This is a genomic window from Kitasatospora cineracea (assembly GCF_003751605.1).
Classification (GTDB): domain Bacteria; phylum Actinomycetota; class Actinomycetes; order Streptomycetales; family Streptomycetaceae; genus Kitasatospora; species Kitasatospora cineracea.
In genome coordinates this window covers 140,189-166,436 of sequence record NZ_RJVJ01000001.1, presented here as the reverse complement: position 1 = coordinate 166,436, position 26,248 = coordinate 140,189, and the positions used below count along the sequence as shown (strand labels likewise).

24 protein-coding genes and 1 riboswitch are annotated in these 26,248 nt (G+C 71.8%); of the genes, 18 read left to right on the top strand and 6 right to left on the bottom strand.

Features of this window, described 5'->3' with window-relative positions; all coding sequences use genetic code 11:
• Positions 1-610: 610 nt before the first annotated feature.
• The 3 genes from EDD39_RS00750 (at position 611) to EDD39_RS00735 (ending at position 2,680) form a co-directional block, all read left to right on the top strand.
• Positions 611-1,435 (top strand): hypothetical protein, encoded by an 825-nt coding sequence (locus EDD39_RS00750; protein WP_148089373.1) that lies wholly within the window; start codon positions 611-613, stop codon positions 1,433-1,435.
• 416 nt (positions 1,436-1,851) lie between these two features.
• Positions 1,852-2,181 carry a hypothetical protein gene (locus tag EDD39_RS00740; RefSeq protein ID WP_123552793.1) on the top strand — a complete coding sequence of 110 codons (330 nt, stop codon included), beginning with the start codon at positions 1,852-1,854 and terminating at the stop codon, positions 2,179-2,181.
• Positions 2,182-2,410: 229 nt separating this feature from the next.
• Entirely contained in the window at positions 2,411-2,680 is a 270-nt protein-coding gene (locus tag EDD39_RS00735; protein ID WP_123552791.1) for a hypothetical protein, read from the top strand.
• Between the two features lie 385 nt (positions 2,681-3,065).
• On the opposite strand, the gene EDD39_RS00730 is transcribed toward EDD39_RS00735, so the two are convergent.
• The 4 genes from EDD39_RS00730 to gcvT form a co-directional block, all read right to left on the bottom strand.
• A complete protein-coding gene (locus tag EDD39_RS00730) occupies positions 3,066-4,433 on the bottom strand; it encodes an L-serine ammonia-lyase (protein ID WP_123552789.1) in 1,368 nt (455 codons plus the stop codon).
• Positions 4,434-4,592: 159 nt separating this feature from the next.
• Positions 4,593-5,861 (bottom strand): serine hydroxymethyltransferase, encoded by a 1,269-nt coding sequence (gene glyA, locus EDD39_RS00725; RefSeq protein WP_123552786.1) that lies wholly within the window; start codon positions 5,859-5,861, stop codon positions 4,593-4,595.
• A 15-nt stretch (positions 5,862-5,876) separates the two neighbouring features.
• Positions 5,877-6,251 (bottom strand): glycine cleavage system protein GcvH, encoded by a 375-nt coding sequence (gcvH, locus tag EDD39_RS00720; RefSeq protein WP_030919412.1) that lies wholly within the window; start codon positions 6,249-6,251, stop codon positions 5,877-5,879.
• Positions 6,252-6,332: 81 nt separating this feature from the next.
• Complete coding sequence (gene gcvT, locus EDD39_RS00715; protein ID WP_123552784.1) at positions 6,333-7,451, bottom strand: glycine cleavage system aminomethyltransferase GcvT; 1,119 nt, start codon at positions 7,449-7,451, stop codon at positions 6,333-6,335.
• Between the two features lie 151 nt (positions 7,452-7,602).
• Positions 7,603-7,706: riboswitch (glycine riboswitch) on the bottom strand.
• Between the two features lie 139 nt (positions 7,707-7,845).
• Between gcvT and EDD39_RS00710 the strand changes: the two genes are divergently transcribed.
• The 10 genes from EDD39_RS00710 (at position 7,846) to EDD39_RS00665 (ending at position 18,865) form a co-directional block, all read left to right on the top strand.
• On the top strand, positions 7,846-8,613 hold the full coding sequence (locus EDD39_RS00710; protein WP_123552782.1) for an enhanced serine sensitivity protein SseB: 768 nt from the start codon (positions 7,846-7,848) through the stop codon (positions 8,611-8,613).
• A gap of 117 nt (positions 8,614-8,730) precedes the next feature.
• The gene (locus tag EDD39_RS00705; protein ID WP_123552780.1) at positions 8,731-9,555 is read left to right on the top strand and encodes an enhanced serine sensitivity protein SseB C-terminal domain-containing protein; all 825 of its coding nucleotides are present in this window, start codon (positions 8,731-8,733) and stop codon (positions 9,553-9,555) included.
• A gap of 589 nt (positions 9,556-10,144) precedes the next feature.
• Complete coding sequence (locus EDD39_RS00700; RefSeq protein WP_030460860.1) at positions 10,145-11,143, top strand: ABC transporter permease; 999 nt, start codon at positions 10,145-10,147, stop codon at positions 11,141-11,143.
• Positions 11,144-11,171: 28 nt separating this feature from the next.
• Positions 11,172-12,947 (top strand): ABC transporter substrate-binding protein, encoded by a 1,776-nt coding sequence (locus EDD39_RS00695; RefSeq protein WP_123552778.1) that lies wholly within the window; start codon positions 11,172-11,174, stop codon positions 12,945-12,947.
• Positions 12,948-13,062: 115 nt separating this feature from the next.
• The gene (locus EDD39_RS00690) at positions 13,063-14,061 is read left to right on the top strand and encodes an ABC transporter permease (RefSeq protein ID WP_123552776.1); all 999 of its coding nucleotides are present in this window, start codon (positions 13,063-13,065) and stop codon (positions 14,059-14,061) included.
• Complete coding sequence (locus tag EDD39_RS00685) at positions 14,058-15,122, top strand: ABC transporter ATP-binding protein (RefSeq protein WP_123552774.1); 1,065 nt, start codon at positions 14,058-14,060, stop codon at positions 15,120-15,122. Before EDD39_RS00690 ends, EDD39_RS00685 begins: the two co-directional genes overlap by 4 nt.
• A 28-nt stretch (positions 15,123-15,150) precedes the next feature.
• Positions 15,151-16,200 carry an ABC transporter ATP-binding protein gene (locus tag EDD39_RS00680; protein WP_123552772.1) on the top strand — a complete coding sequence of 350 codons (1,050 nt, stop codon included), beginning with the start codon at positions 15,151-15,153 and terminating at the stop codon, positions 16,198-16,200.
• Between the two features lie 106 nt (positions 16,201-16,306).
• A complete protein-coding gene (locus tag EDD39_RS00675; RefSeq protein WP_123552770.1) occupies positions 16,307-17,218 on the top strand; it encodes a DUF6891 domain-containing protein in 912 nt (303 codons plus the stop codon).
• A gap of 162 nt (positions 17,219-17,380) precedes the next feature.
• Positions 17,381-18,160 (top strand): ferritin-like domain-containing protein, encoded by a 780-nt coding sequence (locus tag EDD39_RS00670; protein ID WP_123552768.1) that lies wholly within the window; start codon positions 17,381-17,383, stop codon positions 18,158-18,160.
• 45 nt (positions 18,161-18,205) lie between these two features.
• Positions 18,206-18,865: a trimeric intracellular cation channel family protein gene (locus EDD39_RS00665; RefSeq protein ID WP_162869910.1), complete on the top strand. Its 660-nt coding sequence runs from the start codon at positions 18,206-18,208 to the stop codon at positions 18,863-18,865.
• On the opposite strand, the gene EDD39_RS00660 is transcribed toward EDD39_RS00665, so the two are convergent.
• Positions 18,801-19,622, bottom strand: coding sequence for an IclR family transcriptional regulator (locus EDD39_RS00660; RefSeq protein WP_123552764.1), 822 nt, complete (start codon positions 19,620-19,622; stop codon positions 18,801-18,803). The genes EDD39_RS00665 and EDD39_RS00660 overlap by 65 nt on opposite strands.
• Positions 19,623-19,724: 102 nt before the next feature.
• On the opposite strand from EDD39_RS00660, the gene EDD39_RS00655 reads away from it, so the two are divergent.
• The 4 genes from EDD39_RS00655 to mnmA all read left to right on the top strand — a co-directional run bounded on the left by EDD39_RS00655 (position 19,725) and on the right by mnmA (position 24,134).
• Positions 19,725-20,906: a cysteine desulfurase family protein gene (locus EDD39_RS00655; RefSeq protein WP_123552762.1), complete on the top strand. Its 1,182-nt coding sequence runs from the start codon at positions 19,725-19,727 to the stop codon at positions 20,904-20,906.
• Positions 20,907-20,960: 54 nt separating this feature from the next.
• Complete coding sequence (locus EDD39_RS00650; RefSeq protein ID WP_123552760.1) at positions 20,961-21,452, top strand: MarR family winged helix-turn-helix transcriptional regulator; 492 nt, start codon at positions 20,961-20,963, stop codon at positions 21,450-21,452.
• Between the two features lie 94 nt (positions 21,453-21,546).
• Positions 21,547-22,959 (top strand): MFS transporter, encoded by a 1,413-nt coding sequence (locus EDD39_RS00645; RefSeq protein ID WP_123552758.1) that lies wholly within the window; start codon positions 21,547-21,549, stop codon positions 22,957-22,959.
• Between the two features lie 41 nt (positions 22,960-23,000).
• On the top strand, positions 23,001-24,134 hold the full coding sequence (gene mnmA / locus EDD39_RS00640; RefSeq protein WP_123552756.1) for a tRNA 2-thiouridine(34) synthase MnmA: 1,134 nt from the start codon (positions 23,001-23,003) through the stop codon (positions 24,132-24,134).
• Between the two features lie 6 nt (positions 24,135-24,140).
• Here mnmA and EDD39_RS00635 read toward each other — a convergent pair whose 3' ends face one another.
• Complete coding sequence (locus tag EDD39_RS00635; protein WP_148089372.1) at positions 24,141-25,769, bottom strand: hypothetical protein; 1,629 nt, start codon at positions 25,767-25,769, stop codon at positions 24,141-24,143.
• A 127-nt stretch (positions 25,770-25,896) separates the two neighbouring features.
• On the opposite strand from EDD39_RS00635, the gene EDD39_RS00630 reads away from it, so the two are divergent.
• Complete coding sequence (locus tag EDD39_RS00630; RefSeq protein WP_123552751.1) at positions 25,897-26,244, top strand: hypothetical protein; 348 nt, start codon at positions 25,897-25,899, stop codon at positions 26,242-26,244.
• Positions 26,245-26,248: the final 4 nt, after the last annotated feature.

Below are 26,248 nucleotides of genomic sequence, written 5' to 3'. Positions count from 1 at the left end.
GCCCGGCCCGCCGCCTGGCATGTGAAGGTGAACTGAGCCACACGCCTTGGTTTCGATTTTGTTCGCCGGTTCATAGCGTGCGATAGTCATGCAAGTCGGGCAGCACAACCCGACACCCTCCCTCCGCCGGCACGCACCCCCTTGGCCGCCGGAGGACGCACAGGGGCCCCGGACCGCGAACAACCGCGGACAGGGGCCCCGTACCGTTTCCGGGGGCGATCGAAGACTCGGCGCCCGATGACGTTCACGGTGAGGCCGCCGCAGCCCCTTGCCCGCGAGCCCACCCGATTTAATGCGGGGGCGCCTGGCGCCGGCAGTCGCTATGTTCATGCCTCGATCATCGTCCTGTTGGTAGAAGTTGAAGGCGAGTGGCATGGCTTCGTTGCTGTTCGAGACGTACCCAGGAGTCATCGGTGCTGGATTCACAACTGTCCTCGTTTTGGCCGGGGCCGGCTCAGGAGTGTTGGCGGGTGGAATACGGCGTAGAGGATTTTTTCTCGTTCGCCGAAATGTTTTCCAGCAACGGGCTCGTCGCCGCTCGGAGGAGTTGTATGAGCGAGCCAAGCGAGCTGCCGAGGAGGCTGGAGTAGAAGCCCCTGATTGCTCAGTGATGGACCAATTGGACGCATGGGCCATCGCCGCAAAGGAGCAGGTGCTGCTTGGCGTGCCGGTAGCACTACTGGCGTTCGCGGCACTGGGTATGGGCGTCGCTGAGGCGTTGGCTGTCGGTGTGTCCAGGGCGGCATTTCTCTGGGGAGTAATGCCGGCAGTTGCGCTGGCCGTGTTGTCCACCCTGCCGCTGCGGCTGGACGACATCGCGCTGCGCCGCGGCCATAGTTCGGACCTCGTGGCCTTGGCGGCAGTGCAACTCTTGGCAGCCTGTGATCGGCATCGTGACCACCCCAGTTCGGAAACGACCGTGAGGCTGGACGACAGTGTGGTCCGATTGAACAGTGCTCTGGGATTGTTCGCGCGGTTCGGTGTGACGCGTTCGAGTTCGCGGAGGCGTCGATTGATTGGGCAAGCAGCCGCAATGGGAATGGAGCTGGATGAGGCTCTGGAGGCGGTGTACCGTGACCGCTTGCAACTGGCGGCGCTTGTGGAAAAGGTCGTCCACCTTCTCTCGTCGATGAAGGACCAGAGCATCTTCGCCATGGTGGGTGAGGAAGCCGGACGGCGGCATGAGCACGAGGAGGCAGGGCGGAGGATTCCCTGGGGATATATCGCGGCGCACGTCATGTCATTTGTGATCGGCTGTGGGCTGCTGGTCGTCGTGAGATCGCTCGATCTCAGCACCGAGTTGGTGACCGTTGTGGTGCTTCCGGTGGTGGTGCTGGTGATGCGGATTCCGTACGTGCTGATTCACCACCAGGTGGCGGGCTTGCGTCGACTACCGGACTTCCGGCCGAGGGCTGATCCGGCTGGACCTGAGTAGCCGACGACCAGAGAGGTCAGTTCGCCTTCAGTGGCCAGGTCCTGCAGGTGTCCGGGAGACACCTCGGCCGTGAGTGCTTCTCGCTAGAGTGGAGCTGGTCGGCATGTGCACCCGGCGAAACTGTTGGCCACAGCGCAGTAGGAGGAGTCGATGACCGCGCAGCCTGATGAGCCCTACCGCGCGCACCCTCGAACGCAGGACGAGGTCGGTGCTGCGCTGCCACCTTCCCAGCGGATGGCGTTCTATCGCGAAATGGGAACTGCGGGCGAGGACGAGATCGCCGGCGTGCTACGTCGTTGGCGGCTACGGCTGGAGATCTACAACGACCCTGCCACGCCCCGCGTGCACGCCGCTGTCCAGCAGGGGACGGCCCCTGGGCGGGCCCTGTCGGCAGTCCTGAGGGAGAGCGGGTCGCGGTGAGCGACTGGGACGACCCGTACGACGGCGACGAAGAGCACGACCCGGTCACCTTGTCGCCGCAGGTTCAGGAAGTGTTCGACTACGGGGTGACACCGCCGGACGTAGTCTCGGCGATTGCCGCGTTCCTGGTCGGTCTGCGTGAGACGTTGGACAGCGGAGGGCACCCGGAGCACGCCGAGGAGATCCCAGGTTTGCCAGGCGCTTTCCTGGCTCCGCTGGTGCGCGATCTCGGGCTGGTTCAGTACCACGCGACCGAGACCCCGTACGGACCGGGGTTCTACGTCGCCAGGGTTGTGCGCACGGACGACTACCCTGAGGGCTTCTGAAGCCGGCTGTGTCCTGGGTGAGAACGGAGGCGCAGTACTTGCCGTTGCTTGCTCGCCTTGCGGACTGATCGCAACCGCTTCGGGAAACTGTCGGCCCAGATCGGCCGGATGACTCGCCTGCCCCCGCGGTTCGGTCAGGATACTCGCAGGAGACCGAAGGGGGAGCGCCCTGCGAAGGGCACAGGTACACCTGTCGAGCGCATGCGGGCGCTGGATCATCTCAGCCCACGTGAAGCGGCCAAGGCGCGGGGAAGTCCCCAAGGCGGGGCTGACCAACGCCGCTGAGCAGATCAAGCAGATCCGCGCCGGCACCGACCGGTCGCCTGCCCAAGACCGGCCGCGCGGTCCGGAGCCGTTTACCTCGTTCTACGGTTTCCTTTGCAAGGTTCCGGTCGAGGCGGACATGGAGGTCTGCTACCAGCACCGGCGAGTCAAGGTGAAGCCTGCGGCGGATGTTGTGACCTACGTGCTTGCTGCCTTTCAGAACCATAAGAGTTAGGAGCAAGTTCGCGAGCGCTTCTGGAACTTGGACAAGCGAGCGTTGCGGCGTGAGCGGCTTCGACTGCCCCGTGAACTTGAGGCTGGCGTCTCGCTTACCGAGGAGGATCTTGAGCAGATCGTGAAGGACACCTACCGGCCGAGCAATGGGAGGACCCGACACGGCAGACGCTGACTCGGCCGCTGTCTGACACAGGTACAGGAAGACCAGGCGTAGCCGTGTCTGTCGGGCTGCTCCAGGGCTTCGCCGCGAGACCGGAAACCCCTGGTCGGTGTTCTGCCGACCAGGGGTTCGCCAGGGGCTTTTCAGGAACTTTCCGTTGCGTAAGCAGGAAAGAATCCGGCAGCCCCAAAAGGGAGAATGCCGCAGGTCAGGGCTTATTTTCCTAGCACTCGATGACGTTCACGGCGAGGCCTCCGCGCGAGGTCTCCTTGTACTTGACCTTCATGTCGGCGCCGGTCTCCTTCATGGTCTTGATCGCCTTGTCGAGCGAGACGTGGTGCCGGCCGTCGCCGCGCAGGGCCATCCGGGCGGCGGTGACGGCCTTCACGGAGGCCATGCCGTTGCGCTCGATGCAGGGGATCTGGACCAGGCCGCCGACCGGGTCGCAGGTGAGGCCGAGGTTGTGCTCGATGCCGATCTCGGCGGCGTTCTCGACCTGTTCGGGGCTCCCGCCGAGGACCTCGGCGAGGCCGCCGGCGGCCATCGAGCAGGCGGAGCCGACCTCGCCCTGGCAGCCGACCTCGGCACCGGAGATGGAGGCGTTCTCCTTGAAGAGCATGCCGATCGCGCCCGCGGCGAGCAGGAAGCGGACGATGCCGTCCTCGTCGGCGCCCGGGATGAAGTTCAGGTAGTAGTGCAGGACGGCCGGGATGATGCCGGCGGCGCCGTTGGTGGGGGCGGTGACGACGCGGCGGCCGGAGGCGTTCTCCTCGTTGACGGCCATCGCGTAGAGGGTGACCCACTCCATCGCGTTGCCCGGCCCGATGCCCTCGGCGCGCAGCGCGCGGGCCGCGCTCGCGGCCCGGCGGCGGACCTTGAGCCCGCCGGGGAGGATGCCCTCGCGGGACATGCCGGCCGCGACGCACTCCTTCATGACGGCCCAGATCTCCAGCAGCCCGGCCCGGATCTCGGCCTCGGTGCGCCAGGCCTTCTCGTTCTCCAGCATCAGGCCGGAGATGGACAGCCCGGTCTCCCGGGTCAGGCGCAGCAGTTCCTCGCCGGTGCGGAAGGGGTGGCGCAGGGCGGTGTCGTCGGGCTTGACCCGGGCCTCGCCGATGGCGTCCTCGTCCACCACGAAGCCGCCGCCGACCGAGTAGTAGGTCTTCTCCAGCAGCGTCTCGCCGGAGGCGTCGTAGGCCCACAGGGCCATGCCGTTGGCGTGGTAGGGGAGGGCCTTGCGGCGGTGCAGGACCAGGTCGTGGTCCGGGTCGAACGGGATCTCGTGGCGGCCGAGCAGGCTGAGCCGCTTCTCGGCGCGGATCCGTTCGACGTCGAGGTCGGCGCGGTCGACGTCGACCGTGCGGGGGGAGTGGTTCTCCAGGCCGAGCAGGACGGCCTTGGGGGTGCCGTGGCCGTGCCCGGTGGCGCCGAGCGAGCCGTACAGCTCGGCGCGGACGGTGGCGACCCGCTCCAGCAGGCCCTCGGAGTTGAGGCGGCGGGCGAACATCCGGGCCGCGCGCATCGGGCCCACGGTGTGCGAGGAGGAGGGGCCGATGCCGATGGAGAAGAGGTCGAAGACGCTGATGGCCACGGGGTGACGTCCTTGTCCGGTCTCGTGGTGGGGTGCGGGTGCCCGCCCGGTCGGGGCGGGGCGCGCATGGAACGGGGCACCGCGCGCACGTCTTCCAGTGTGCGCGGTGCCCCGGGGTTGCTCGGTGGACCGCCGGTCGGCGGCCGGACGAGCGGGGTCTTACAGCTCCGGGTAGAGCGGGTGCTTGGCGGCGAGCGCGCTCACCCGGGCCTTGAGGGCCTCGGCCTTCTCGCCGTCGAAGCCGGGCTTGAGGGCCTCGGCGATGACGTCGGCGACCTCGCGGAAGTCCGCGGCGTCGAAGCCGCGGGTGGCCAGCGCCGGGGTGCCGATGCGCAGGCCGGAGGTGACCATCGGCGGGCGCGGGTCGTTCGGGACGGCGTTGCGGTTGACCGTGATGCCGACCTCGTGCAGGCGGTCCTCGGCGTCCTGGCCGTTGAGCTCGCTGTTGCGCAGGTCGACCAGGACCAGGTGCACGTCGGTGCCGCCGGACAGCACGGAGACGCCGGAGGCGGTCACGTCGTCCTGGAGCAGGCGCTCGGCGAGGATCTTGGCGCCTTCCAGGGTGCGCTGCTGGCGCTCCTTGAACTCCTCGGAGGCCGCGACCTTGAACGCGACGGCCTTGGCGGCGATCACGTGCTCGAGCGGGCCGCCCTGCTGGCCGGGGAAGACCGCGGAGTTGATCTTCTTGGCCCACTCGGCCTTGGAGAGGATGACGCCGCCGCGCGGGCCGCCCAGGGTCTTGTGGGTGGTGGTGGTGACCACGTCCGCGTACGGCACCGGGGAGGGGTGCAGGCCGGCGGCGACCAGGCCGGCGAAGTGCGCCATGTCGACCATCAGCAGGGCGCCGACCTCGTCCGCGACCCGGCGGAACTCGGCGAAGTCCAGCTGGCGGGGGTAGGCGGACCAGCCGGCGATGATCAGCTTGGGCTGGTGCTCCTTGGCGAGGCGCTCGACCTCGGCCATGTCGACCTGGCCGGTCTTCTCGTCCACGTGGTACGCGGCCACGTTGTAGAGCTTGCCGGAGAAGTTGATCTTCATGCCGTGGGTCAGGTGGCCGCCGTGGGCCAGGTTCAGGCCCAGGATGGTGTCGCCCGGCTGGATCAGCGCGAACATCGCCGCGGCGTTCGCCTGCGCGCCGGAGTGCGGCTGCACGTTGGCGTGCTCGGCGCCGAACAGCTCCTTGATCCGGTCGATGGCGATCTGCTCGACCACGTCGACGTGCTCGCAGCCGCCGTAGTAGCGGCGGCCGGGGTAGCCCTCGGCGTACTTGTTGGTGAGCACCGAGCCCTGGGCCTCCATGACCGCCACCGGGGCGAAGTTCTCGGAGGCGATCATTTCCAGGGTGGTCTGCTGGCGGTGCAGCTCGGCGTCGACCGCGGCGGCGATCTCCGGGTCGAGCGCGTGGAGGGACTGGTTCAGGACCGTCATGAGGGGGTCTCCCGGTCAGGCGCCGGTGAAGGCGGTGTAGCCGTCGGCGTCGAGCAGCTCGTCGGTCGCCTCGACCCGGACCTTGAACAGCCAACCGCCCTCGAAGGGCTCCGAGTTGACCAGGGCCGGCTCGTCGATGACGGCCTGGTTGACCTCGGTGACCTCGCCGGTGGCGGGGGAGAAGAGGTCGCTGACCGACTTGGTGGACTCAAGCTCGCCACAGGTCTCACCCGCGGTGACGGTGTCACCCACCGCAGGGAGCTGGACGTAGACGATGTCGCCGAGGGCGTCGGCCGCGTGCGCGGTGATGCCGACCGTCGACACCCCGTCCACGGCGGCGGTCAGCCACTCGTGCTCCTTGGTGTACTGCAGGTGCGTGGGGTTGCTCATGACGTCATTCTCCAGGATCGCGGGAGGGGAGGGCGCGGCCGTCCGCTGGGCGGACGAACCGGAAAAGGACTGCGGGGAGGGTCAGCGGGCGCGCTTGTAGAACGGCAGCGCGACGACCTCGACCGGCTCGGCCTTGCCGCGCACGTCCACCGCGACGGCGGTGCCCGGCTCGGCGTGCGCGGCGTCCACGTACGCGATGGCGATCGGCTTGCCCAGGGTCGGGGACGGCGAGCCGGAGGTGATCCGGCCGATCACGGCGCCCTCGGCGTCCACCACGGAGTACTCGGCGCGCGGGACGCGCTTGCCCTCGGAGACCAAGCCGACCAGCTTGCGCGGCGCCTTGGCCTCGGCCGCGGCGGCGGCCTCCTCCAGGGCCTTGCGGCCGACGAAGGCGCCGCCGTTGGTGGTCTTGTCGAAGCGCACCACCCGGCCGAGGCCCGCGTCGAACGGGGTCAGCCCGGTGGACAGCTCGTGCCCGTACAGCGGCATGCCCGCCTCCAGGCGCAGCGTGTCGCGGCAGGACAGGCCGCACGGGACCAGGCCCTCGGCGGTGCCGGCCTCGGTCAGCGCGGTCCACAGGTGCTCGGCGTCGGCGGGGGCGCAGAACACCTCGAAGCCGTCCTCGCCGGTGTAGCCGGTGCGGGCCAGCCAGACCTGGCGGCCGGCCACGGTGGCGGGCAGCAGGGCGTAGTACTTGAGGCCGGGCAGGTCGGCGTCGGTCAGCTTGGCCAGGATGCCGTTCGCCTCCGGGCCCTGGACGGCGAGCAGCGCGTAGGCGTCCCGGTCGTCGCGGACGGCGGCGTCGAAGCCGGCCGCGCGCTCGGTCAGCGCGTCCAGCACCACCTGGGCGTTGGAGGCGTTGGCGACCACCAGGTACTCGTCCTCGGCGGTGCGGTAGACGATCAGGTCGTCCAGGATGCCGCCGTCCTCGCGGCAGATCATGGTGTAGCGGGCGCGCAGCACGCCGAGCGCCGAGATGAAGCCGACCAGCGCGTGGTCGAGCAGCTCGCCGGCCTGCGGGCCGGAGACGGTGATCTCGCCCATGTGCGAGAGGTCGAACAGGCCGGCCCGGGTGCGGACCGCGAGGTGCTCCTCGCGCTCGCTGCCGTAGCGCAGCGGCATGTCCCAGCCCGCGAAGTCGGTCATGGTGGCGCCGAGCGAGCGGTGCAGCGCGTCGAGCGCGGTCAGGCGGAGGGACACGGCGGGACTCCCGGGATCTGGAAACGGGCAGGCTGGGGCGAATCTCCCCCATCTGTCGTCGAACCTGAGAGCTTCGCCGCCTCCTGACAAGGATGGCGGCTTGCACCGTGGGTGGGCGCACGGCGCGGCCGTGTCCACTTTCCAGATCTGCCTAGCCCGGGCGGTAGGGGTGCCTGAGAGATTCCGGGGAGGACTTGCTCCTTCGGCGCCGGTCGCGGCCTGAGCAGGCCGTTCCGGCTCTCCCGCGCGGGTTCGAGCGGCCGGTATGAAGTTTGGGCGGGCCCATCATGGCATGCCGGGGGCACCCGGTGGGAGAGGGGCCCGGTCACACCTCCGCACGGGGGGCGCCCGCGCGCCGCTAACCTGATCGCAACCGCGGATGTGGAGGGGCGAGATGGGGTTCCCGCTGGACGGGGTGCTGGAGGGCGGGGCCTGGCCGGCCAACGAGCTGGAGCAGGTGCTGACGGCCGCGCTCGGCGACCCCGGGGCGACGCCCCGGGTGATCGAGGTGCTGGCCCGCAGCCAGGTGTGGATCCCGCTGCCGTCCGGCACCGCGCCGGACGCCGACTCGCTGGACCTGCCGACGCTGGAGCTGGCCGGTGCGCCGTACGTCCCGGTGTACTCCTCGCAGGAGCAGTACCTGCAGCACTGCCCGGGCATCCCGTTCGCGATCGCCCCGATGTGGGAGTTCGCCCGCGGGCTGCCGCTGGGCATCGGCATCGCGGTCAACCCGGAGGCGCCGGTGGGCATCCCGGTGCCGCCGGAGGGCGTCGGCGAGCTGCGGCGCGGGCCGCGCGGCGAGCAGTGGGAGGCGCAGGGGGTGGCCGAGGGCGCCCGGGTCGCGCTCAAGGAGCCCGAGCCGCACCAGGAGCCGTACGCCTTCCTGGCCGCCGCGACCGGCGAACTCGTCGCGCTGCCGGGCGTCCTGACGGCCCGTCGGGCACTGGCCCGGGTGGAGGGCGAGCCGACCCTGCTGTACGTCGGCGTGCAGCTGGACCCGGCGGCCCCCGCCGACCCGGCCGAGGTGAACACCGCGCTGGGCCGGGCGCTCGGAACCGCGCCGCCCAGCTGGGGCGTCCACCTGGTGCTGCTCGACCTGGTGGCCGACCCGGTGGTGGAGTGGATGCTGGGGCGGGTGCAGCCCTTCTACGTGCGGCCGTGACGGCGGATCCGGCCCGGCGCGCGGGGCCGGCGGCATGACGGCCGCCGGGTCCGCCCCATAGGGTTGCCCGGTACACCGGAGCACGGCGGAACGGACGACAGAGAGTAGGGCGGCGACGTGACGGGAGCGGTCGGCGACCCGGGGGCGGTCGAGCGCGCCCTCGCAGCAGTCGCGCCGGAACGCTGGGAGGCGTACGAGGGGCTGCTGCGCGCCCTGGCCGGCGGACAGGTCTGGATGCTGCTGTGGCACGGCAGCCCCGGCAGCCCGGACGCCCAGTACGGGAACATGGACGTCGGCGGGCACGGCTACGCGCCCTGCGCGACCTCCCCCGGGCAGCTCGCCGCCAGCGGCTGGACGCGCGCCCACGAGGTGGTCTCCGGGCCGGAGATCGCCGCCTCGCTGTACCGCTCGCGCTGGGGCCTGTGGCTCGACCCGCACCGCCCCGGCGGCGGCGTCGGCGTGCCCTGGGCCGACCTGCGGCGGATCGCGCTCGGCCTGGACCGGCTGCCGGCCGGCCCGCTGCGGATCTCCGAACCCCCGGTGCAGGGCTCGCCGTTCTTCTCCGTGCTGGAGCAGCAGGCGGGCGAGGTGCGGCCGCTGCGCTCGCTGCGCCGGGCCTGGGTGCAGCCGGTGCTGGGCGAGGGCTACCTGGCGATCGGGCTGGACCTGTACGACGCCTCGCCGCCGTCCGTGGAGGCGGCCCGGGCGCTGGTGCAGCGGGCCGCCGCGCAGGCGCCCGACGGGCCCGGCGTGTCCACCGTGATGATGGCGGACGAGTACGACCCGGTGGCGATGTGGATGTGGGCCAACGCCCGGCCGTTCTTCGACCGGCAGGGCGCCCCGCAGGCCCAGCCCACCGGCTTCGGTTACGCAGCGCAACCGCCGGCCGGGCCCGCCCAGGGGTGGCCGCAGGCGCCCTGGCCGGGTTATCCGGGCCGTTGAACCTACCCTGACGCTCCGTCGAAAAACCCCCGCCCCGACCTTTTCCCCGGTCGGCGGGGGTTTTTTGCCACCTCATGATCTACGCGCGCCATCCCTTGTGCCACCTGGCGTTTTCCCGCCAGTGGCGGGGTGTCGTCAGTGCGCCCCTTGACGGACGCGTAACAGCTGTGTGAAGAGCGATATGCGCTCGCAACGGAAGTGCATGCGGACAGATCACAGTTAGGCATCCTTCGGCATGGGGGTCTTCCGCCGGGTACGTCCCATGACAGAGAGTGCTGCGCAATGCGGGGCGCGAGCCGAACCTCACGAAGGTGAACGCGCCCCCGCCAGAGCATGAACCGCACGACGCGTTTCTCCGTGCGGCAGCACCGTGCACTTCGGAGTCCCTCCCCGCCGGGGAGCGGCCCCGCTCGGCGACCTCCGACCGGGAGGCGACCCGGGGGAACCCGCACCACCAGCAACGCCCTGCTTGCTCAACGCACTTCTGCACCGCCGCATCGGCGTCCGGCACCACCGAACCGCTCTGCACTTCCGCACCGCACGCGACTCCGTGGGCCGGCCACCGTCGGCGAGGGGAACGAACTGACTCATGACCACACCCACCGAGACCTCGGGTCCGGCGGCCGGCGCGCAGCCTGACGGCTCGTCAACCACCGAGCCGCCCAAGAAGATCGAGGGACGCTCACCCGGCCGCATCGCCTGGGAGCGCCTCAAGCGCGACAAGGTCGCCCTGGCCGGCGGCGCCGTGGTGATCCTGCTGATCCTGGCGGCCGTCCTGGCACCGGTGCTCACCGCGCTGTTCGGACACCCGGTCGACGAGCCGCACCCGGACCAGATCAACCCCGACCTGGGCCTGCCCAAGGGCTCGTTCGGCGGCATCAGCGGCGACTACCTGCTGGGCGTCGACCCGACCTTCGGCCGCGACGTGTTCTCCCGGATCCTCTACGGCGCCCGGATCTCGCTGCTGGTCGCGCTCGGCGCGGCCGTGGTGGCGATCACCATCGGCGTGGTGCTGGGCATCATGGCCGGCTACTTCGGCGGCTGGGTGGACTCGGTGATCAGCCGGGTGATGGACGTCCTGCTGGCCTTCCCGCAGCTGCTGTTCAGCATCGCGCTGGTGTCGGTGATCCCCAACTCGGTGCTGGGGCTGGGCGACACGACCGTGCGCGTGATGGTGCTGATGACGGTGATCGGCTTCTTCGGCTGGCCGTACATCGGACGCATCGTCAGAGGCCAGGCGATGTCCCTGCGCGAACGCGAGTTCGTCGACGCCGCCCGCAGCCTCGGTGCCGGCCGCGCGCACATCCTGTTCCGCGAACTGCTGCCCAACCTGGTGGCGCCGATCCTGGTCTACACGACCCTGATCATCCCCACCAACATCCTGAACGAGGCGGCGCTCAGCTTCCTCGGGGCCGGCGTCCGGCCGCCCACCCCGTCCTGGGGGCAGATGCTCTCGGACGCGGTGGGGATCTACCAGGCGGATCCCACCTACATGGTGATCCCCGGTCTCGCCATCTTCATCACCGTGCTCGCCTTCAACCTCTTCGGTGACGGCCTGCGTGACGCTCTCGACCCCAAGGGCAACTGAGCCCGCAACTCTGGAGGTTCCCCAACCCATGAAGCGAAACAGGACGCTCGCGGCCGCCGCGCTGGTGGCCACCCTCGCCCTCACCACCGCCGCGTGCGGCGGCAGCAAGGGCGGCGGCACGGGCGGCGACAACGCCTCCGGCAAGGCCGGTGCGGCGGGCTTCAACGCGGCGGCCGAGAAGGTGGTGAACCCGTCCACCACCAAGGGCGGCACCCTCAACCTCTGGACCACCACCGACGTGGACTCGCTCGACCCCGGTCGCGCGTACTACGCCTCGGTGTGGAACTACGAGCGCTTCTACACCCGCACCCTGCTCGCCTTCGACGGCAAGCCGGGCAAGGACGGCCTGCAGCTCGTCCCCGACCTGGCCTCGGCCAAGCCGGAGATCTCCGCCGACGGCAAGACCTACACCTTCAAGCTGAAGCCGGGCCTGAAGTTCGAGGACGGCTCGGTCATCACCTCGAAGGACATCAAGTACGGCATCGAGCGCATCTTCGCGCAGGACGTCGTCTCCGGCGGCCCGACCTACCTGATCAACGAGCTGGACCAGGGCCAGGACTACAAGGGCCCCTACACCGACACCGACCCGAACAAGCTCGGCCTCAAGTCGGTGCAGACCCCGGACGACACCACCATCGTCTTCACCCTGGCCAAGCCGAACTCCGACTTCCCGTACCTGCTGGCCATGGGCTCCGCCGCCCCGGTCCCGCAGAAGCTGGACACCGGTGCCCAGTACGGCCAGAAGCCGGTCTCCTCCGGCCCGTACAAGTTCAAGTCGGTCGAGCCGGGCAAGGAGTACGAGCTCGTCCGCAACGAGAACTGGGACCCGGCCTCCGACCCGTTCCGCAAGGCGCTGCCGGACACCGTCAAGCTGACCGTCACCACCAACGCGGACGACATGGACTCCCGCCTGCTGGCCGGCACCGCCGACCTCGACTGGGCCCAGACCGGCCTGTCGCAGGCCGCCCAGGTCAAGGTGCTCCAGGACCAGTCGCTCAAGGCCAACACCGACGACCCGTACAACGGCTTCATCCGGTACGTCACGATGGCCCCGTCGGTCGCCCCGTTCGACAACCAGCACTGCCGCAACGCGGTGCTGTACGCGGCCGACACCACCGCCCTGCAGACCGCCCGCGGCGGCTCGGTCTCCGGCTCGCTGTTCGGCTCGATGCTGCCCCCGAACATCCTCGGCTCCGACGACTACGACCCGTTCGGCCTGACCAAGGGCAAGCCGAACCTGGACAAGGCGAAGGAGGAGCTGAAGGCCTGCGGCAAGCCGGACGGCTTCAAGACCACCATCGCGGTGCGCGGCAACAAGCCGAAGGAGGTCAACTCCGCGGTGGCGCTGCAGACCGCGCTGAAGGCCGTCAACATCGACGTCACCGTCGACCAGTACGACGGCAAGCTGATCTCCTCGGTGATCGGCGCGCCCGACGTGGTCAAGTCCAAGGGCTACGGCCTGATCGTGATGGGCTGGGGCGCCGACTACCCGACCGGCTCCGGCTTCCTGCAGCCGCTGGTCGACGGCCGCTTCATCGCCCAGAACGGCAACAACAACTACGCCGAGATCAACGACCCGGAGATCAACGGCTGGTTCGACCAGGCCGCCCAGGAGACCGACCCGGCCAAGGCCGCCGACCTCTACAAGAAGATCAACCACAAGGTGGTCGACGGCGCCTACTACCTGCCGATGGTCGCCGACAAGGCCCTGAACTGGCGCAACCCGCGCCTGACCAACGTCTACATCTCCGACGCCTTCGGCGAGGTGGACTTCCAGGCGCTCGGCGTCTCCGACGGCAAGTGACCTGACCTCCCCCTAGTTCGCACCGCTAGTCCGAAGGGCAGGTGAAGGCCCTGCCCGGGCCGGCCGCGGCGCCCCCACCGGGGCGTCCGGCCGGCCCGCGGCAGGGCCGACCGCAGTGCTCGTGTATCTCGTCAGGCGACTGATCAACGTCGCCTTCATGCTGTTGGTGGTCGCCGCGGTGACCTTCGGCATCTTCTTCATGGTGCCGAAACTCACCGGAACCGATCCCGCGATGCTCTACGTGGGCAAGATCGCGGACAAGGCGGCGGTCGAGGGAATCCGCCACAAGATGGGCCTCGACAAGTCGATCATCGAACAGTTCTGGCTCTTCCTGCGCGGGGTGTTCGCCGGCCGCGACTACAACGCCGGCACCGACATGACCCACTGCGCGGCCCCCTGCCTGGGCTACTCGTTCAAGACCGAGCAGGCGGTCTGGCCGCTCCTGCTCAACCGGGTCGGCGTCGACGTCTCGCTCGCGGTCGGGGCCTCCGTGCTCTGGCTGGTGTTCGGCACCGCCACCGGCGTCATCTCGGCGCTGCGCCGCGGCACCGCGCTGGACCGCATCACCATGACCGTCGCGCTGGCCGGCGTCTCGCTGCCGATGTACTTCACCGGCCTGGTCGCGCTCGCGCTGTTCGTCAACCAGCTCGGCTGGTTCCCCAACAACTACACCGACTTCGCGGACGATCCGGTCTCCTGGTTCCAGGGGCTGGTGCTGCCGTGGGTGACCCTGGCGTTCCTGTTCGCCGCGACGTACGCCCGACTCAGTCGGGCCACCCTGCTGGACGTCCTGGGCGAGGACTACATCCGCACCGCGCGGGCCAAGGGCCTCAAGGAACCGGTGGTCATCGGCAAGCACGCCATGCGCTCCACGCTGACCCCGATCCTGACCATCTTCGGCATGGACCTCGGCGGCCTGCTCGGCGGCGCGGTGCTCACCGAGAAGACCTTCAACCTGCGCGGACTCGGCTACGAGGCGGTCACCTCGATCCAGTCCAGCGACCTCCCGGTGATCATGGGCGTGACCCTGTTCGCCGCGTTCTTCATCATCATGGCCAACCTCGTGGTGGACATGCTGTACGCCGTCGTCGACCCCCGGGTGAGGCTGACATGAGCAACACCGACAAGCCCAGCCCGGCAGACAAGAGCTTCCTGTCTGTCCGCGACCTGAAGGTGCACTTCCCGACCGACGACGGACTGGTCAAGTCCGTCAACGGGCTCAGCTTCGACCTGGAGCGCGGCAAGACCCTCGGCATCGTCGGCGAGTCCGGCTCCGGGAAGTCCGTCACCTCGCTGTCGATCATGGGACTGCACCGCACCGGCACCAAGCGCGGCGCCCCGCAGATCACCGGCGAGATCTGGCTCGACGGCGAGGAGCTGATCGCGGCCGGCCCCGACCGGGTGCGCAAGCTGCGCGGCCAGAAGATGGCGATGATCTTCCAGGACCCGCTGACCGCGATGCACCCGTACTTCACGGTCGGCGCCCAGATCGTCGAGGGCTACCGGGCCCACCACCCCGGCGCCTCCAAGAAGGAGGCCCGCACCCGGGCGGTCGAGATGCTCGACCGGGTCGGCATCCCGCAGCCCGACAAGCGGGTCGACAACTACCCGCACGAGTTCTCCGGCGGCATGCGCCAGCGCGCCATGATCGCCATGGCACTGGTCAACGACCCCGCGCTGCTGATCGCCGACGAGCCGACCACCGCCCTCGACGTCACCGTCCAGGCGCAGATCCTCGACCTGATCCGCGACCTGCAGAAGGAGTTCGGCTCGGCGGTCGTCATCATCACCCACGACCTGGGCGTGGTCGCCGAACTCGCCGACGACATCCTGGTCATGTACGGCGGCAAGCCCGTCGAGCGCGGCCCCGCCGCGACCATCTTCGAATCCCCCGAGCACCCCTACACCTGGGGCCTGCTCGGCTCGATGCCCCGCCTCGACCGGGAGCTCCAGGACCGGCTGATCCCGGTCAAGGGCACCCCGCCGAGCCTGATCAACGTGCCGTCCGGCTGCGCCTTCCACCCGCGCTGCCCGTACGCCGAGCTCACCGGCGGCCGCTCCACCAGCGAGGTGCCCGTGCTCGCCGAGGCCGCGCCCCGGCACCACGCCGCCTGCCACCTGCCGATCGCCGAACGCCACCGGATCTTCACCGAAGAGATCGCGCCCCGGCTGTGAGCACGTACCACCCATTTGGAGAGCAGCGATGACGGACAGTCAGGCGGCGGTGCCGCAGCTCGAGAAGGTGCCGGCCCAGGCGCCCGGGCCCGACCGCGAACCCCTGCTGAGGGTCACCGGACTGACCCGGCACTTCCCGGTCACCAAGGGCCTGCTGAAGCGCCAGGTCGGCGCGGTGCGGGCGGTCGACGGCATCGACTTCACGGTCAACGCCGGCGAGACCCTCGGCGTGGTCGGCGAGTCCGGCTGCGGCAAGTCCACCATGGGGCGCCTGGTCACCCGGCTCGACGAACCCACCGGCGGGAAGGTCGAGTTCGACGGCAGCGACATCACCCACCTGGGCGTCGCGGCGATGCGCCCGTACCGCCGCGACATCCAGATGATCTTCCAGGACCCGTACTCCTCGCTGAACCCCCGGCACACCATCGGCACCATCGTCGGCGCGCCCTTCCGGCTGCAGAAGATCAGCACCGAGCACGGCGTCAAGCGGGCCGTCCAGGACCTGCTGGAGCTCTGCGGCCTCAGCCCCGAGCACTACAACCGCTACCCGCACGAGTTCTCCGGCGGCCAGCGCCAGCGCATCGGCATCGCCCGCGCCCTGGCGCTGCGCCCCAAGATGATCGTGGCCGACGAGCCGGTCTCCGCGCTGGACGTCTCCATCCAGGCCCAGGTGGTCAACCTGCTGGACGACCTCCAGAAGGAGCTCGGCCTCACCTACCTGATCATCGCGCACGACCTCTCGGTGGTCCGGCACGTCTCCGACCGGGTCGCGGTGATGTACCTCGGCAAGGTGGTGGAGATCGCCGACCGGGACGCCCTCTACGCCCGGCCGATGCACCCCTACACCAACGCCCTGATGTCCGCGGTGCCGGTGCCCGACCCGCGCCGCAAGGAGCGCCGCGAGCGCATCCTGCTCACCGGCGACGTGCCCTCCCCGCTCAACCCGCCGTCCGGCTGCCGCTTCCGCACCCGCTGCTGGAAGGCCCAGGACGTCTGCGCGAGCGAGCAGCCGCCGCTGGCCGCGGTGTCCACCGGGCACCAGGTGGCCTGCCACTTCCCGGAGAACGCGGGCGAGTAGCTCCTCGTTCGGGAGTCCGTCCGGCGAGGGGTCCCCCTCCGCCGGGCGGACTCCGTCGTTCGGGCGGGCCGGCGGGACTGACGGTGGCGGGTGGCAGGGTGGGGGCATGCTGCAGATCACGGTCAGGGACCAGGACGACGTCGTGCGGGTACGGGTGCCGGAGGGCGAACTCGTCGACCTGGTACGGGACATGGCCCAGTGGGAGGGCGCCTTCCTGGTCCTCCAGCGGGTCCCCGACCTGCCGGACACCTACGCCCAGGCCTGCCCGGAGGACGGCTCCTGGACGGTCGAGCACCGGGACGGCGCGCAGTCCCGGCACTTCGGGGCGCGGGTGACCGAACTGGAGCGGGTCGCCGAACTGCTGGTCGGCTGGGCCCGGCAGGACGCGGACTGGGCGGCGGGCGAGGAGTGGGAGCGGATCGACTTCGGGCCGGACCCGGAGCCCGCGCCGCTCGACCTGCCGGAGGAGGACGAGGAGAGCCTGCTGGTCGAGCTGCGGCGCCAACTGGTCGGCGGGTACGCCACCTTGGACGGGCTGGCCGAGACCGCGCAGGAGTACCTGGTCCGGGACGGGCACCGGCCGGTCGGCGCGGAGCAGGCCAAGCAGCTGGCCGACCGGCTCTGGCTGGAGCGGGTCGCCGAGCAGCGCACCTGGACCGGCGAGACCGACCCGGAGCGGCTGGCCCGGGCGTTCGGCGCGCTGGAGGCGGCCGGGATCACCGCCCGGGAGAACTTCACCTGCTGCCACAGCTGCGGCAACAGCGAGATCGGCGCGGAGGACCCGGAGGCCCGCGGCTTCGTCTACTTCCACTCCCAGAGCACCGGCCACGCCGCCGAGGGCCACGGCCTGTCGCTGCACTACGGCGGCTTCGACGGCTCGTCCGAGACCACCGCCGCGGTCGGCCACGAGGTGGCGGCCGCCCTGCGCGCCGTCGGCCTGACGGTCGGCTGGGACGGCGACCCGTCGCGGGCCGTCGAGGTGACCGGCCTGGACTGGCGGCGCCGGCTGGTCGGCTAGGCCGGTACCGGGCCGGCGCCGGGCCGGGCGTCGCGGCAGCGGCCTCCGCAGGCCAGGCTGTCCTTCGTCCGGCGCAGCCCCCGGCCGGAGCTGTTGCCGGGGGCGGGGGCGGTGCCTTGACTGGAGCGGAATGTCCCGGCTCCCGCGCGAGGGTAGGTCACCATGCTGTCGGCCAGCAGTCTGTTCCAGGAGATCCACGACGACGACCAGGCGTTCCGGCTGTTCTGCTCGATCGCCGCGAAGGGCGAGGACCAGGGCGGCTGGGAGAACGGCCGGATCGCCCGGCTGGTGCCCGACCCGGAGCTGGCGCCCAAGGTGGCCCGGCACGGCGCCGACGAGGACAAGCACGGCCGGATCTTCAAGGCGCTGATGCACAAGCGCGGCCTGACCGAGCGGGACGTCCCGGACGACACCGACTACACGATGATCCTGGAGCGGCAGGGCATCGGCCTGGCGCACACCCGGCTGCGCCGCGACGAGCCGCTGACCGAGCAGGACGTGATCACGTACCTGGCGCACAGCCGGGTCACCGAACAGCGGGCGTCCGAGCAGATGCTGATGCTGAAGCGGATCTTCGGCGACCACCCGGAGCTGGGCCGGGCGGTGCGGATGATCTCCAACGACGAGGACAACCACCTGGCGTTCTGCCACGAGGAGCTGCTGCGGCTGGCGCACCACGGGCACGGGCGGGCGATCCTGGACACCCTGCAGTCCACCGCCCGGGCGGAGATCCGCACCTACCGGGACGTCAGCCTGGCCGTGATGGCGCACCTCGGGGAGCTGCTGCGCTGGCCGCGGGCGAAGTCGGCGGCGCTGGCGGCGGGCATCCACGCGGTGTACGCGTACGAGCGGGCGGGCGGCTGGCGGCGGATGACCACGCTGCGGATGCCGACCCGGCTGAACGCGCTGGGCGGGCCCGCGCCGCACGAGCAGTTCGCCTGACCGCCCGGCGGCGGGCGGCGGGAGGCCGGTGTGCACACTGACCAGGTGACCTCCGAGATCTTCCCGCACAACGTCCAGCAGACCCTCGACCTGGTGGGCATCTTCGTGTTCGCGCTGTCCGGCGGCCTGATGGCGGTCCGCAAGAACATGGACATCTTCGGCATCTGCGTGCTGGCCGAGGCCACCGCGCTGGGCGGCGGCATCCTGCGGGACCTGGTGATCGGGGCGCTGCCGGTGGCCGCGTTCACCAGCTTCGGGTACTTCCCCACCCCGCTGGTGGCGGGGGTGGTGGTGTTCTTCCTGCACCCCGAGGTGGAGCGGATCACCCGGGCGGTGATGGTGCTGGACGCCGCGGGCCTGGGCCTGTTCTGCGTCACCGGCACCATCAAGGCGCACACCTACGGCCTGGGCGCCGTCCCCTCGGTGGCCTGCGGCATGCTGACCGCCGCGGGCGGCGGCGTGATCCGCGACCTGCTGGCGATGGAGCCGCCCTCGCTGCTGCGCTGGGACCGCGAGATCTACGCCGTCCCGGCGCTGGTCGGCTCCGCCGTGGTGGCGGTGCTGATCGCGGCCGGGGAGCTGACCCCGCTGAACGCCGCGCTGGCCGCCGTGGTCGCGTTCACCATGCGGATGCTGGCGCTCAAGTACGGCTGGCGCGCACCTCGTGCTTGGCACCGCAACGGTTCTCGCACCAGCGAGGAGTAGGCGAGCCGCCGTACGCCAGCGAGATCGCCTCGACCGTGCAGAGCAGCTCCGGCAGCAGCTTGCTGAGCTCGGTCACCGAGGCGATCCGGACCGGGGCGGAGATCGAGCAGGCGGCGATCGCGGTGCCCTCGGTGCCGGCGATCGGGGCGGCGATGCAGTTCACCGACTCCTGGTACTCGGCCTGGTCCACCGCCCAGCCGCGGCGGCGCACCTCGGCCAGCTCGGCCCGGAACTCCTCCGGGCCGCGGATCGACTGCGGGGTGCGGGCCGGGAAGTCCGCCGCGTCGAGGAACGCGGCCAGCTTCTCCGCGGGCAGGTCGGCCAGCAGCACCTTGCCCGCCGCGGTGGCCACCGCGGGCGCCCGCTTGCCGATCCGGCTGGCCTCGCCGAGCCAGCTGCGGCCGTGGTCCGGGTACTTGGCCTCGACCTTGTCGAGGTACAGCACCTCGTCCTCCTCCAGCACCGACAGGTGCACGGTGTGCCCGTAGCGCTCGTTCAGCACCGCCAGGTACGGGGCGGCGACCTGCCGGATGTCGATGCCCTCCAGCGCCTGGTGGGCGAGCGCGAACAGCCGGCCGCCGAGCCGGTAGCGCTGGTCGGACTGCCGGTGGACGAAACCGTGCTCCTGCAGGGTGCGCAGCAGCCGCAGCGCGGTGGACTTGTGCACGCCGATCTTCGCGGCGGCCTGCTCCAGCGACGCCGGGCCCTCGCCGAGCGACGCCAGGATGGTCAGCGCGCGGTCGACCGTCTGGGACACGGCCCCTCCCTCTCACATCGGCGTGGCCGGAAGGCTAACGGCGCGTTGCAGAGGGTGCAATGGCCAAATCGTGACTCTGCGGCCGCCTACACTGGTCCCGCTATGGCTTACCTCGACCACGCCGCCACCACCCCGATGCTGCCCGAGGCGATCGCCGCGACGGCGGCGCAGTTCGGGGTGGTCGGCAACGCCTCCTCGCTGCACGCCGCCGGACGGCGGGCCCGCAGAGTGGTCGAGGAGTCCCGGGAGTCGCTCGGCGAGTCGCTGGGCGCCCGCCCCAGCGAGATCGTGCTCACCGGCGGCGGCACCGAGTCCGACAACCTGGCGGTCAAGGGCCTGTACTGGTCCCGGCGGGACGCCGACCCGGCCCGCCGCCGGGTGCTCAGCAGCCCGGTCGAGCACCACGCGGTGCTGGACGCGGTGCACTGGCTGGCCGAGCACGAGGGCGCCGAGGTCGAGTACCTGCCGGTCGACGCGCTCGGCCGGGTGCACCCCGAGGCGCTCCGGGAGGCGATCGAGCGGGCCCCGGAGACGGTCGCGCTGGTCACCGTGATGTGGGCCAACAACGAGGTCGGCACCGTCCAGCCGATCCGCGAACTCGCGGCCGTCGCCGCCGAGTTCGACGTGCCGATGCACTCCGACGCGGTGCAGGCGCTCGGCCAGGTGCCGGTCTCCTTCGCCGACTCCGGGCTGACCGCGCTCACCGTCACCGGCCACAAGGTCGGCGGCCCGTACGGGGTCGGCGCGCTGCTGCTGGCCCGCTCCGCCAAGCCCGTCCCGCTGCTGCACGGCGGCGGCCAGGAGCGCGACGTGCGCTCCGGGACGCTGGACGTGCCCGGCGCGGCCGGGTTCGCGGTGGCCGCCGCGCTGGCCGTCGAGCGGCAGCCCGGCTACGCGGCCGCGGTCGGCGCGCTGCGCGACGAACTGCTCGCGGTGGTCCGCGCGGCCGCGCCCGACGCGGTGCTCAACGGCGACCCGGGCGCCGACGGGCGGCTGCCCGCCAACGCGCACTTCTCCTTCCCCGGCTGCGAGGGCGACGCGCTGCTGATGCTGCTGGACGCGGCCGGCGTGGAGTGCTCCACCGGCTCGGCCTGCTCGGCCGGCGTCCCGCAGCCCAGCCACGTGCTGCTGGCGATGGGCGTCGACCCGGAACTCGCCCGGGCCTCGCTGCGCTTCTCGCTCGGCCACACCTCCACCGCCGCCGACGTGGCGGCGCTGGCCGCCGCACTGCCGGGCGCGGTGGAACGGGCCCGCCGGGCCGGGCTGGTGCGCGCCGCGCGCTGAGGCCGGGTTTCCCTCCCGGGCGGAACCTTCTGTTACCGGACGTATTCTGGGGGCATGGACGCCCCCCTGCCCGAGCGCACCGTCCGCGACCTCACCGGGATGCTGGTGCAGGCCGCGCACGCGATGAACACCCGGCTGTCGCTGGCCCTGGCCGAGATCGACAGCTCCCCGCGCAAGCACTGCGTGCTGGTCCACGCCCTGGAGGGCGGGCGCACCCAGTCGCAGCTGGCCGCGATCGCCGGGCTGGACAAGACCACCATGGTGGTCACCGCCGACGAGCTGGAGCGGGACGGCCTGGCCGAGCGTCACCCGTCCGCGACCGACCGGCGGGTGAAGGTCATCCACGTCACGCCCGCGGGCGCCGAGCTGGTGCGGCGCGGCGAGGTGATCGTCGACCGGGTGCACGGGGAGGCGCTGGGCGAGCTGTCGGCGGGGGAGCGGCAGGTGTTCGTGGACGCGCTGGACCGGCTGCAGCGGTCGGCGGAGCTCCCGGCGGCGGACGAGGCCGGCGGGGTGCGCAAGCCGCGGCGGGCCCGGCGGGGATAGCCGTCCCGTTCAGGATCGTCTACTACAAAACTATCTGCTACGGTCTCTCTTATCGGGGGAGCGCGCCCACGCGTCCCCACGGAGGGGAGAGACCATGCCCGAGAACTCGTCACGCACCCGCTGGCCGGCCCTCGCGGTGGTGTGCGCCGGCATGCTGATGGTGATCCTCGACGGATCGATCACCACCGTCGCGCTGCCCGCCATCCAGACCGACCTGCACGTCGGACCGGCCGGACTGGCCTGGGTGGTGGACGCCTACGTGGTCGCCTTCGGCGGACTGCTGCTGCTCGCCGGACGCCTCGGCGACCTGCTCGGCCGCCGCCGGGTCTACCTCGCCGGGATCGCCGCCTTCACCGCCGCCTCCGTGCTCTGCGGCCTCGCCACCGGCCCCGCGACGCTGATCGCCGCCCGCTTCCTGCAGGGCGTCGGCGGCGCGACGGCCTCCGCCGTCGGCCTCGGCATGGTGGTCGCGCTGTTCCCCGACCCCGCCGAGCGGGCCAAGGCGTTCGGCGTGGTCGGCTTCACCGGCGCCGCGGGCGCCTCGCTCGGCCAGGTGCTCGGCGGCGTCCTCACCGCGGGCCTCGGCTGGCACTGGATCTTCTTCATCAACCTGCCGATCGGCGCCGCCGCCGTCCTGGCCGGACGCCGCCTGCTGGCCGACGACCGCGGCCCCGGCCTCGGCGCCGGCGCCGACGCCCCCGGCGCCGCCCTGGTCACCGGCGGACTGATGCTCGGCGTCTACACCATCGTCGAGGGCGGCCCGGCCGGCTGGACCTCCGCCCGCACCCTCGCCACCGGCGCCGCCTCGCTCGTCCTGCTCGCCGCCTTCCTGCACCGGCAGGCCCGCGCCGCCACCCCGCTGCTGCCGCTGCGGATCCTCGCCCGGCGCACCACCGCCCTCGCCAACCTGGTCCAGATCCTCATGCTGGCCGCGCTGTTCGGCTTCCAGATCCTGCTCGCCCTGTACCTCCAGCAGGTCCAGCACTACGGCGCGCTGGCCACCGGCCTGGCCATGCTGCCCGCCGCCCTCACCATCGGCGCCGTCTCGCTGCTGCTCGCCGCCCGCACCATCGCCCGGATCGGCGAACGCCGCACCCTGCTGCTCGGCCTGGCCCTGCTCACCGTCGGCATCGCCCTGCTCACCCGGCTCCCGGCCGGACACCTCGACTACGCCGCCGACGTGCTGCCCACCCTGCTCAGCGCCGCCGGGTTCGGCCTCGCCGCCACCGCCCTCACCGCCCTCGGCATGGCCGACGCCCGCCCCGAGGACGCCGGACTGCTCTCCGGCCTGCTCAACACCACCCAGCAGGTCGGCGCCGCGCTCGGCGTCGCCGTCCTCACCGCGCTGGCCGCCGGACGCGGCACCGGCGGCTTCCACCTCGCCTTCGGCACCGGCGCCGCGCTGCTGCTCGCCGCGTTCCTGCTGGCCCTCGCACTGCCCCGGCACCGGCCCGCCGCACCGGCCGGGGAGCCCGTCGCCGAGCCGCCCGCCCTGGTCCACGGGTGACGGCCGGGGCGCCGCCCGTCCCCGTTACGCTTGGAGGCACCATGACTGACTTCCCCGGCGCCCCGACCACCCCGTCCACCGGCCGCCTGCGCGTGCTCGCCGCGATGTCCGGCGGCGTCGACTCCGCGGTCGCCGCCGCCCGGGCCGTCGAGGCCGGCCACGAGGTGACCGGCGTCCACCTGGCGCTCGCCAGCAACCCGCAGTCCTTCCGCACCGGCGCCCGCGGCTGCTGCACCCTGGAGGACTCCCGGGACGCCCGCCGCGCCGCCGACGTGATCGGCATCCCGTTCTACGTCTGGGACTTGGCCGAACGCTTCCGCGAGGACGTGATCGAGGACTTCGTCGCCGAGTACGCCGCCGGACGCACCCCCAACCCGTGCCTGCGCTGCAACGAGAAGATCAAGTTCGCCGCGCTGCTCGACAAGGCGATCGCGCTCGGCTTCGACGCCGTCTGCACCGGCCACTACGCCCGGATCGTCGACCACGCCGACGGCACCCGCGAACTGCACCGCGCCGTCGACGCCGCCAAGGACCAGTCGTACGTCCTCGGCGTGCTCGACGCCGAACAGCTCGCGCACTCGCTGTTCCCGCTCGGCGACACCACCAAGGACGTCATCCGGGCGGAGGCCGAGCGGCGCGGCCTGGCCGTCGCCAAGAAGCCCGACAGCCACGACATCTGCTTCATCACCGACGGCGACACCCAGGGCTTCCTGGCCGAACGCCTCGGCACCGCCCCCGGCGACATCCTCGACGCCGACGGCACCAAGCTCGGCGAGCACGACGGCGCGTACGGCTTCACCATCGGCCAGCGCAAGGGCCTGCGGCTCGGCCGCCCCGCCGCCGACGGCAAGCCCCGCTACGTCCTCGACATCTCCCCGGTGAACAACACCGTCACCGTCGGACCGGTCGAGGGACTCGACGTGCACGCCCTGACCGCCATCCGCCCCCGCTGGTGCGGGACCCCCGCCGTCGGCGAGGGCCGCTACACCGCCCAACTGCGGGCCCACGGCGAGGAGGTGCCGGTCACCGCCGTGCTGGGCGACGACCAGCTGCACGTCCGGCTCGACACCCCGGCCCGCGGCATCGCCCCCGGCCAGGCCGTGGTGCTGTACGACGGCACCCGGGTGGTCGGCTCGGCCACCATCGCGAGCACCGAGCGGGCCGTCGGGGTCTAGGGTTCCTCACTCGAAGTCGGCCTGTTCCCAGTGCGACAGCGGCGGCATCACGACCGCCTCGCCGTCCAGGGCGCTGCGCAGGACCTCGCGCAGCCGCTCGTCGTCCAGGACCGCCCGGTAGTCGTGCAGCGGGGAGAGCCGGCGGTCCAGGGACAGCGCGTGCTCCACGGCGGCCCGGACCCCGGGGGAGAGCGGGCCGCGCCGGGACAGCTCGGCGACGGCCGCGACGGCGTCCAGGTACAGGTTCCGGTCTTCCTTGTACCGCCAGGCCGGCGGCACCCGGAGCAGTCCGCGCGCCGCCGTCTCCGGGTCCGAGGGCGGCTTCGGGCCGTCGGCGGTGCCGTCCCAGGCCGCCAGCAGCCGGGCGCCCGGATGGTTCCACGGCCAGGCGTGCGACTCGCCCTCCCTGGCCCACTCCGCGACCTGCGGGCGCAGCACCGCCGCGTGCCCGTGCAGCGGGAGCAGCGCGTCGTACGGTTCGGGGCGGCGCGGGTCGCCGGTGGCGTAGCCCCGGCCGTTCTCCCGCTCCACCGCCGTCAACCGCCGCACCAGGCCGGGCAGGACGCGCGGGTCGCCGATCCGGGCCAGCGCCCAGCGCGCCTGGTCGGCGGTGGTGCCGTCGAGGAACTCGTCACCGTCGGCGTCCGCCAGCAGGGCGTGCAGGGCGTCGGCGTACGGGGCGGCCGCACGGCCCAGCACCGCCAGGACGGCCGCTGCCCGGTGCCGGACCTCCGAGGCGGGCGAGGACAGTAGCGCGCCGGCGGTAGCGGGCCAGAGCGGGCCGGCGGACGGGAGAGCCAGCAGCGGGTGCCAGCCGGCATCCAGCGCAACCTCGCACAGTTCGTGGCGGCCCGCCTCTGCGGCCGCTCGGGCCAGCCGGACGGTGAGGTGCGCCGCGAGGCGCAGCGGCAGGCTGCGGCCGGTCCAGATGATCTCCCGGCCCAGTGTCGCCGGGTGGTCGTCGTCGGGCTCGGTCCACAGCCGCTCGACGGCGGCGGGCGCCGCCGGGTCGAGGACGGCCGCCACCCACTGGTCGGCCCAGCGCTCCGGCTCGGCGGCGTCCAGCGCGGCCAGCCCCCACAGCGCGGCCAGTCGGTGGGCGGCGGCGTCCGGGCCGTCGGCGCCGTTCAGGGTGTCGGTGAGCAGTGCGCGGGCCGCGTCGTCGGCCGGGTCGGCCACCTCGCCCAGACGGATCAACTGCTTTGCTCGAAACCAGGGTTCGCTCTCCTCGGGGATCCGCGCCAGCAGCGGTGCCGCCCGCTCCGTCAGGTGCAGGGCCGTTCGGCGGACCTCCAGGTCCGGGTCGGCCAGCAGCGGTTCCAGGGTGGTGCGGTGTTCGCGCCAGGCGGCGGCCCAACCGGGTGCGATCCGTTCGGCGGCTTCCTGCCGACCGACGCCGACCAGGTGCAGCAAGGTGTTCAGCAGCTCTTCCCGGTTCGGTCGGTCCGGTTCGCGGACCAGGGCGACCAGGAAGGGCAGCGCGGCGGGCGCGGCCGGGTCCATGCCCTTGTCCCAGCGGTACAGCGACAGTTCCCAGGTGGTCGGCTCGTTCCGGGCGGCCCGCCGCAGCTGCTCCAGCACCGGTTCGCCGACCTGGTCGGCCAGCCGCCGCCATGCTTCGTCCACCATCGTCACGCGCGGCATGGTGGCAGGCCGGGAGCCCGGTGGGCCAAGGGTTTTCCGGGGGCGCCGGAGGACTGCCGGGAGGGCGGGGCTCCGCTTAGAATCGGCGTCCCGGGGCGGCGACGGACAGGGGGCCTCGATGAAGGACAGGTACGTTCGCAAGCTGGACGACGGTTCGTACGTCATCAGCGACAGCCCGGGGCCGATGCCGGGCGGGGGGTACGGCAGGAACGAGGGCGGGTCCGACGACGTCTTCGAGTCGGTGTGGTCGATCGCCATCGCCTCGACCATCCTGATGTGGCTGCTGCGGGTGGGGGTCTTCCCGGGCATGCCCGCGGTGGTGTGCTGGGGCCTGTCGGTGCTGCCGGCGGCGGCGATCGCCGTCCGGCTGGCGTTGAAGTTCACCAACCTGTGGGGCCGGTTCCTGTCCTGGGCGAGCGCCGCCGTGCTGCTGGCCGCGTTCGTCTACTGGGGGCTGCTGCTCTAATCGG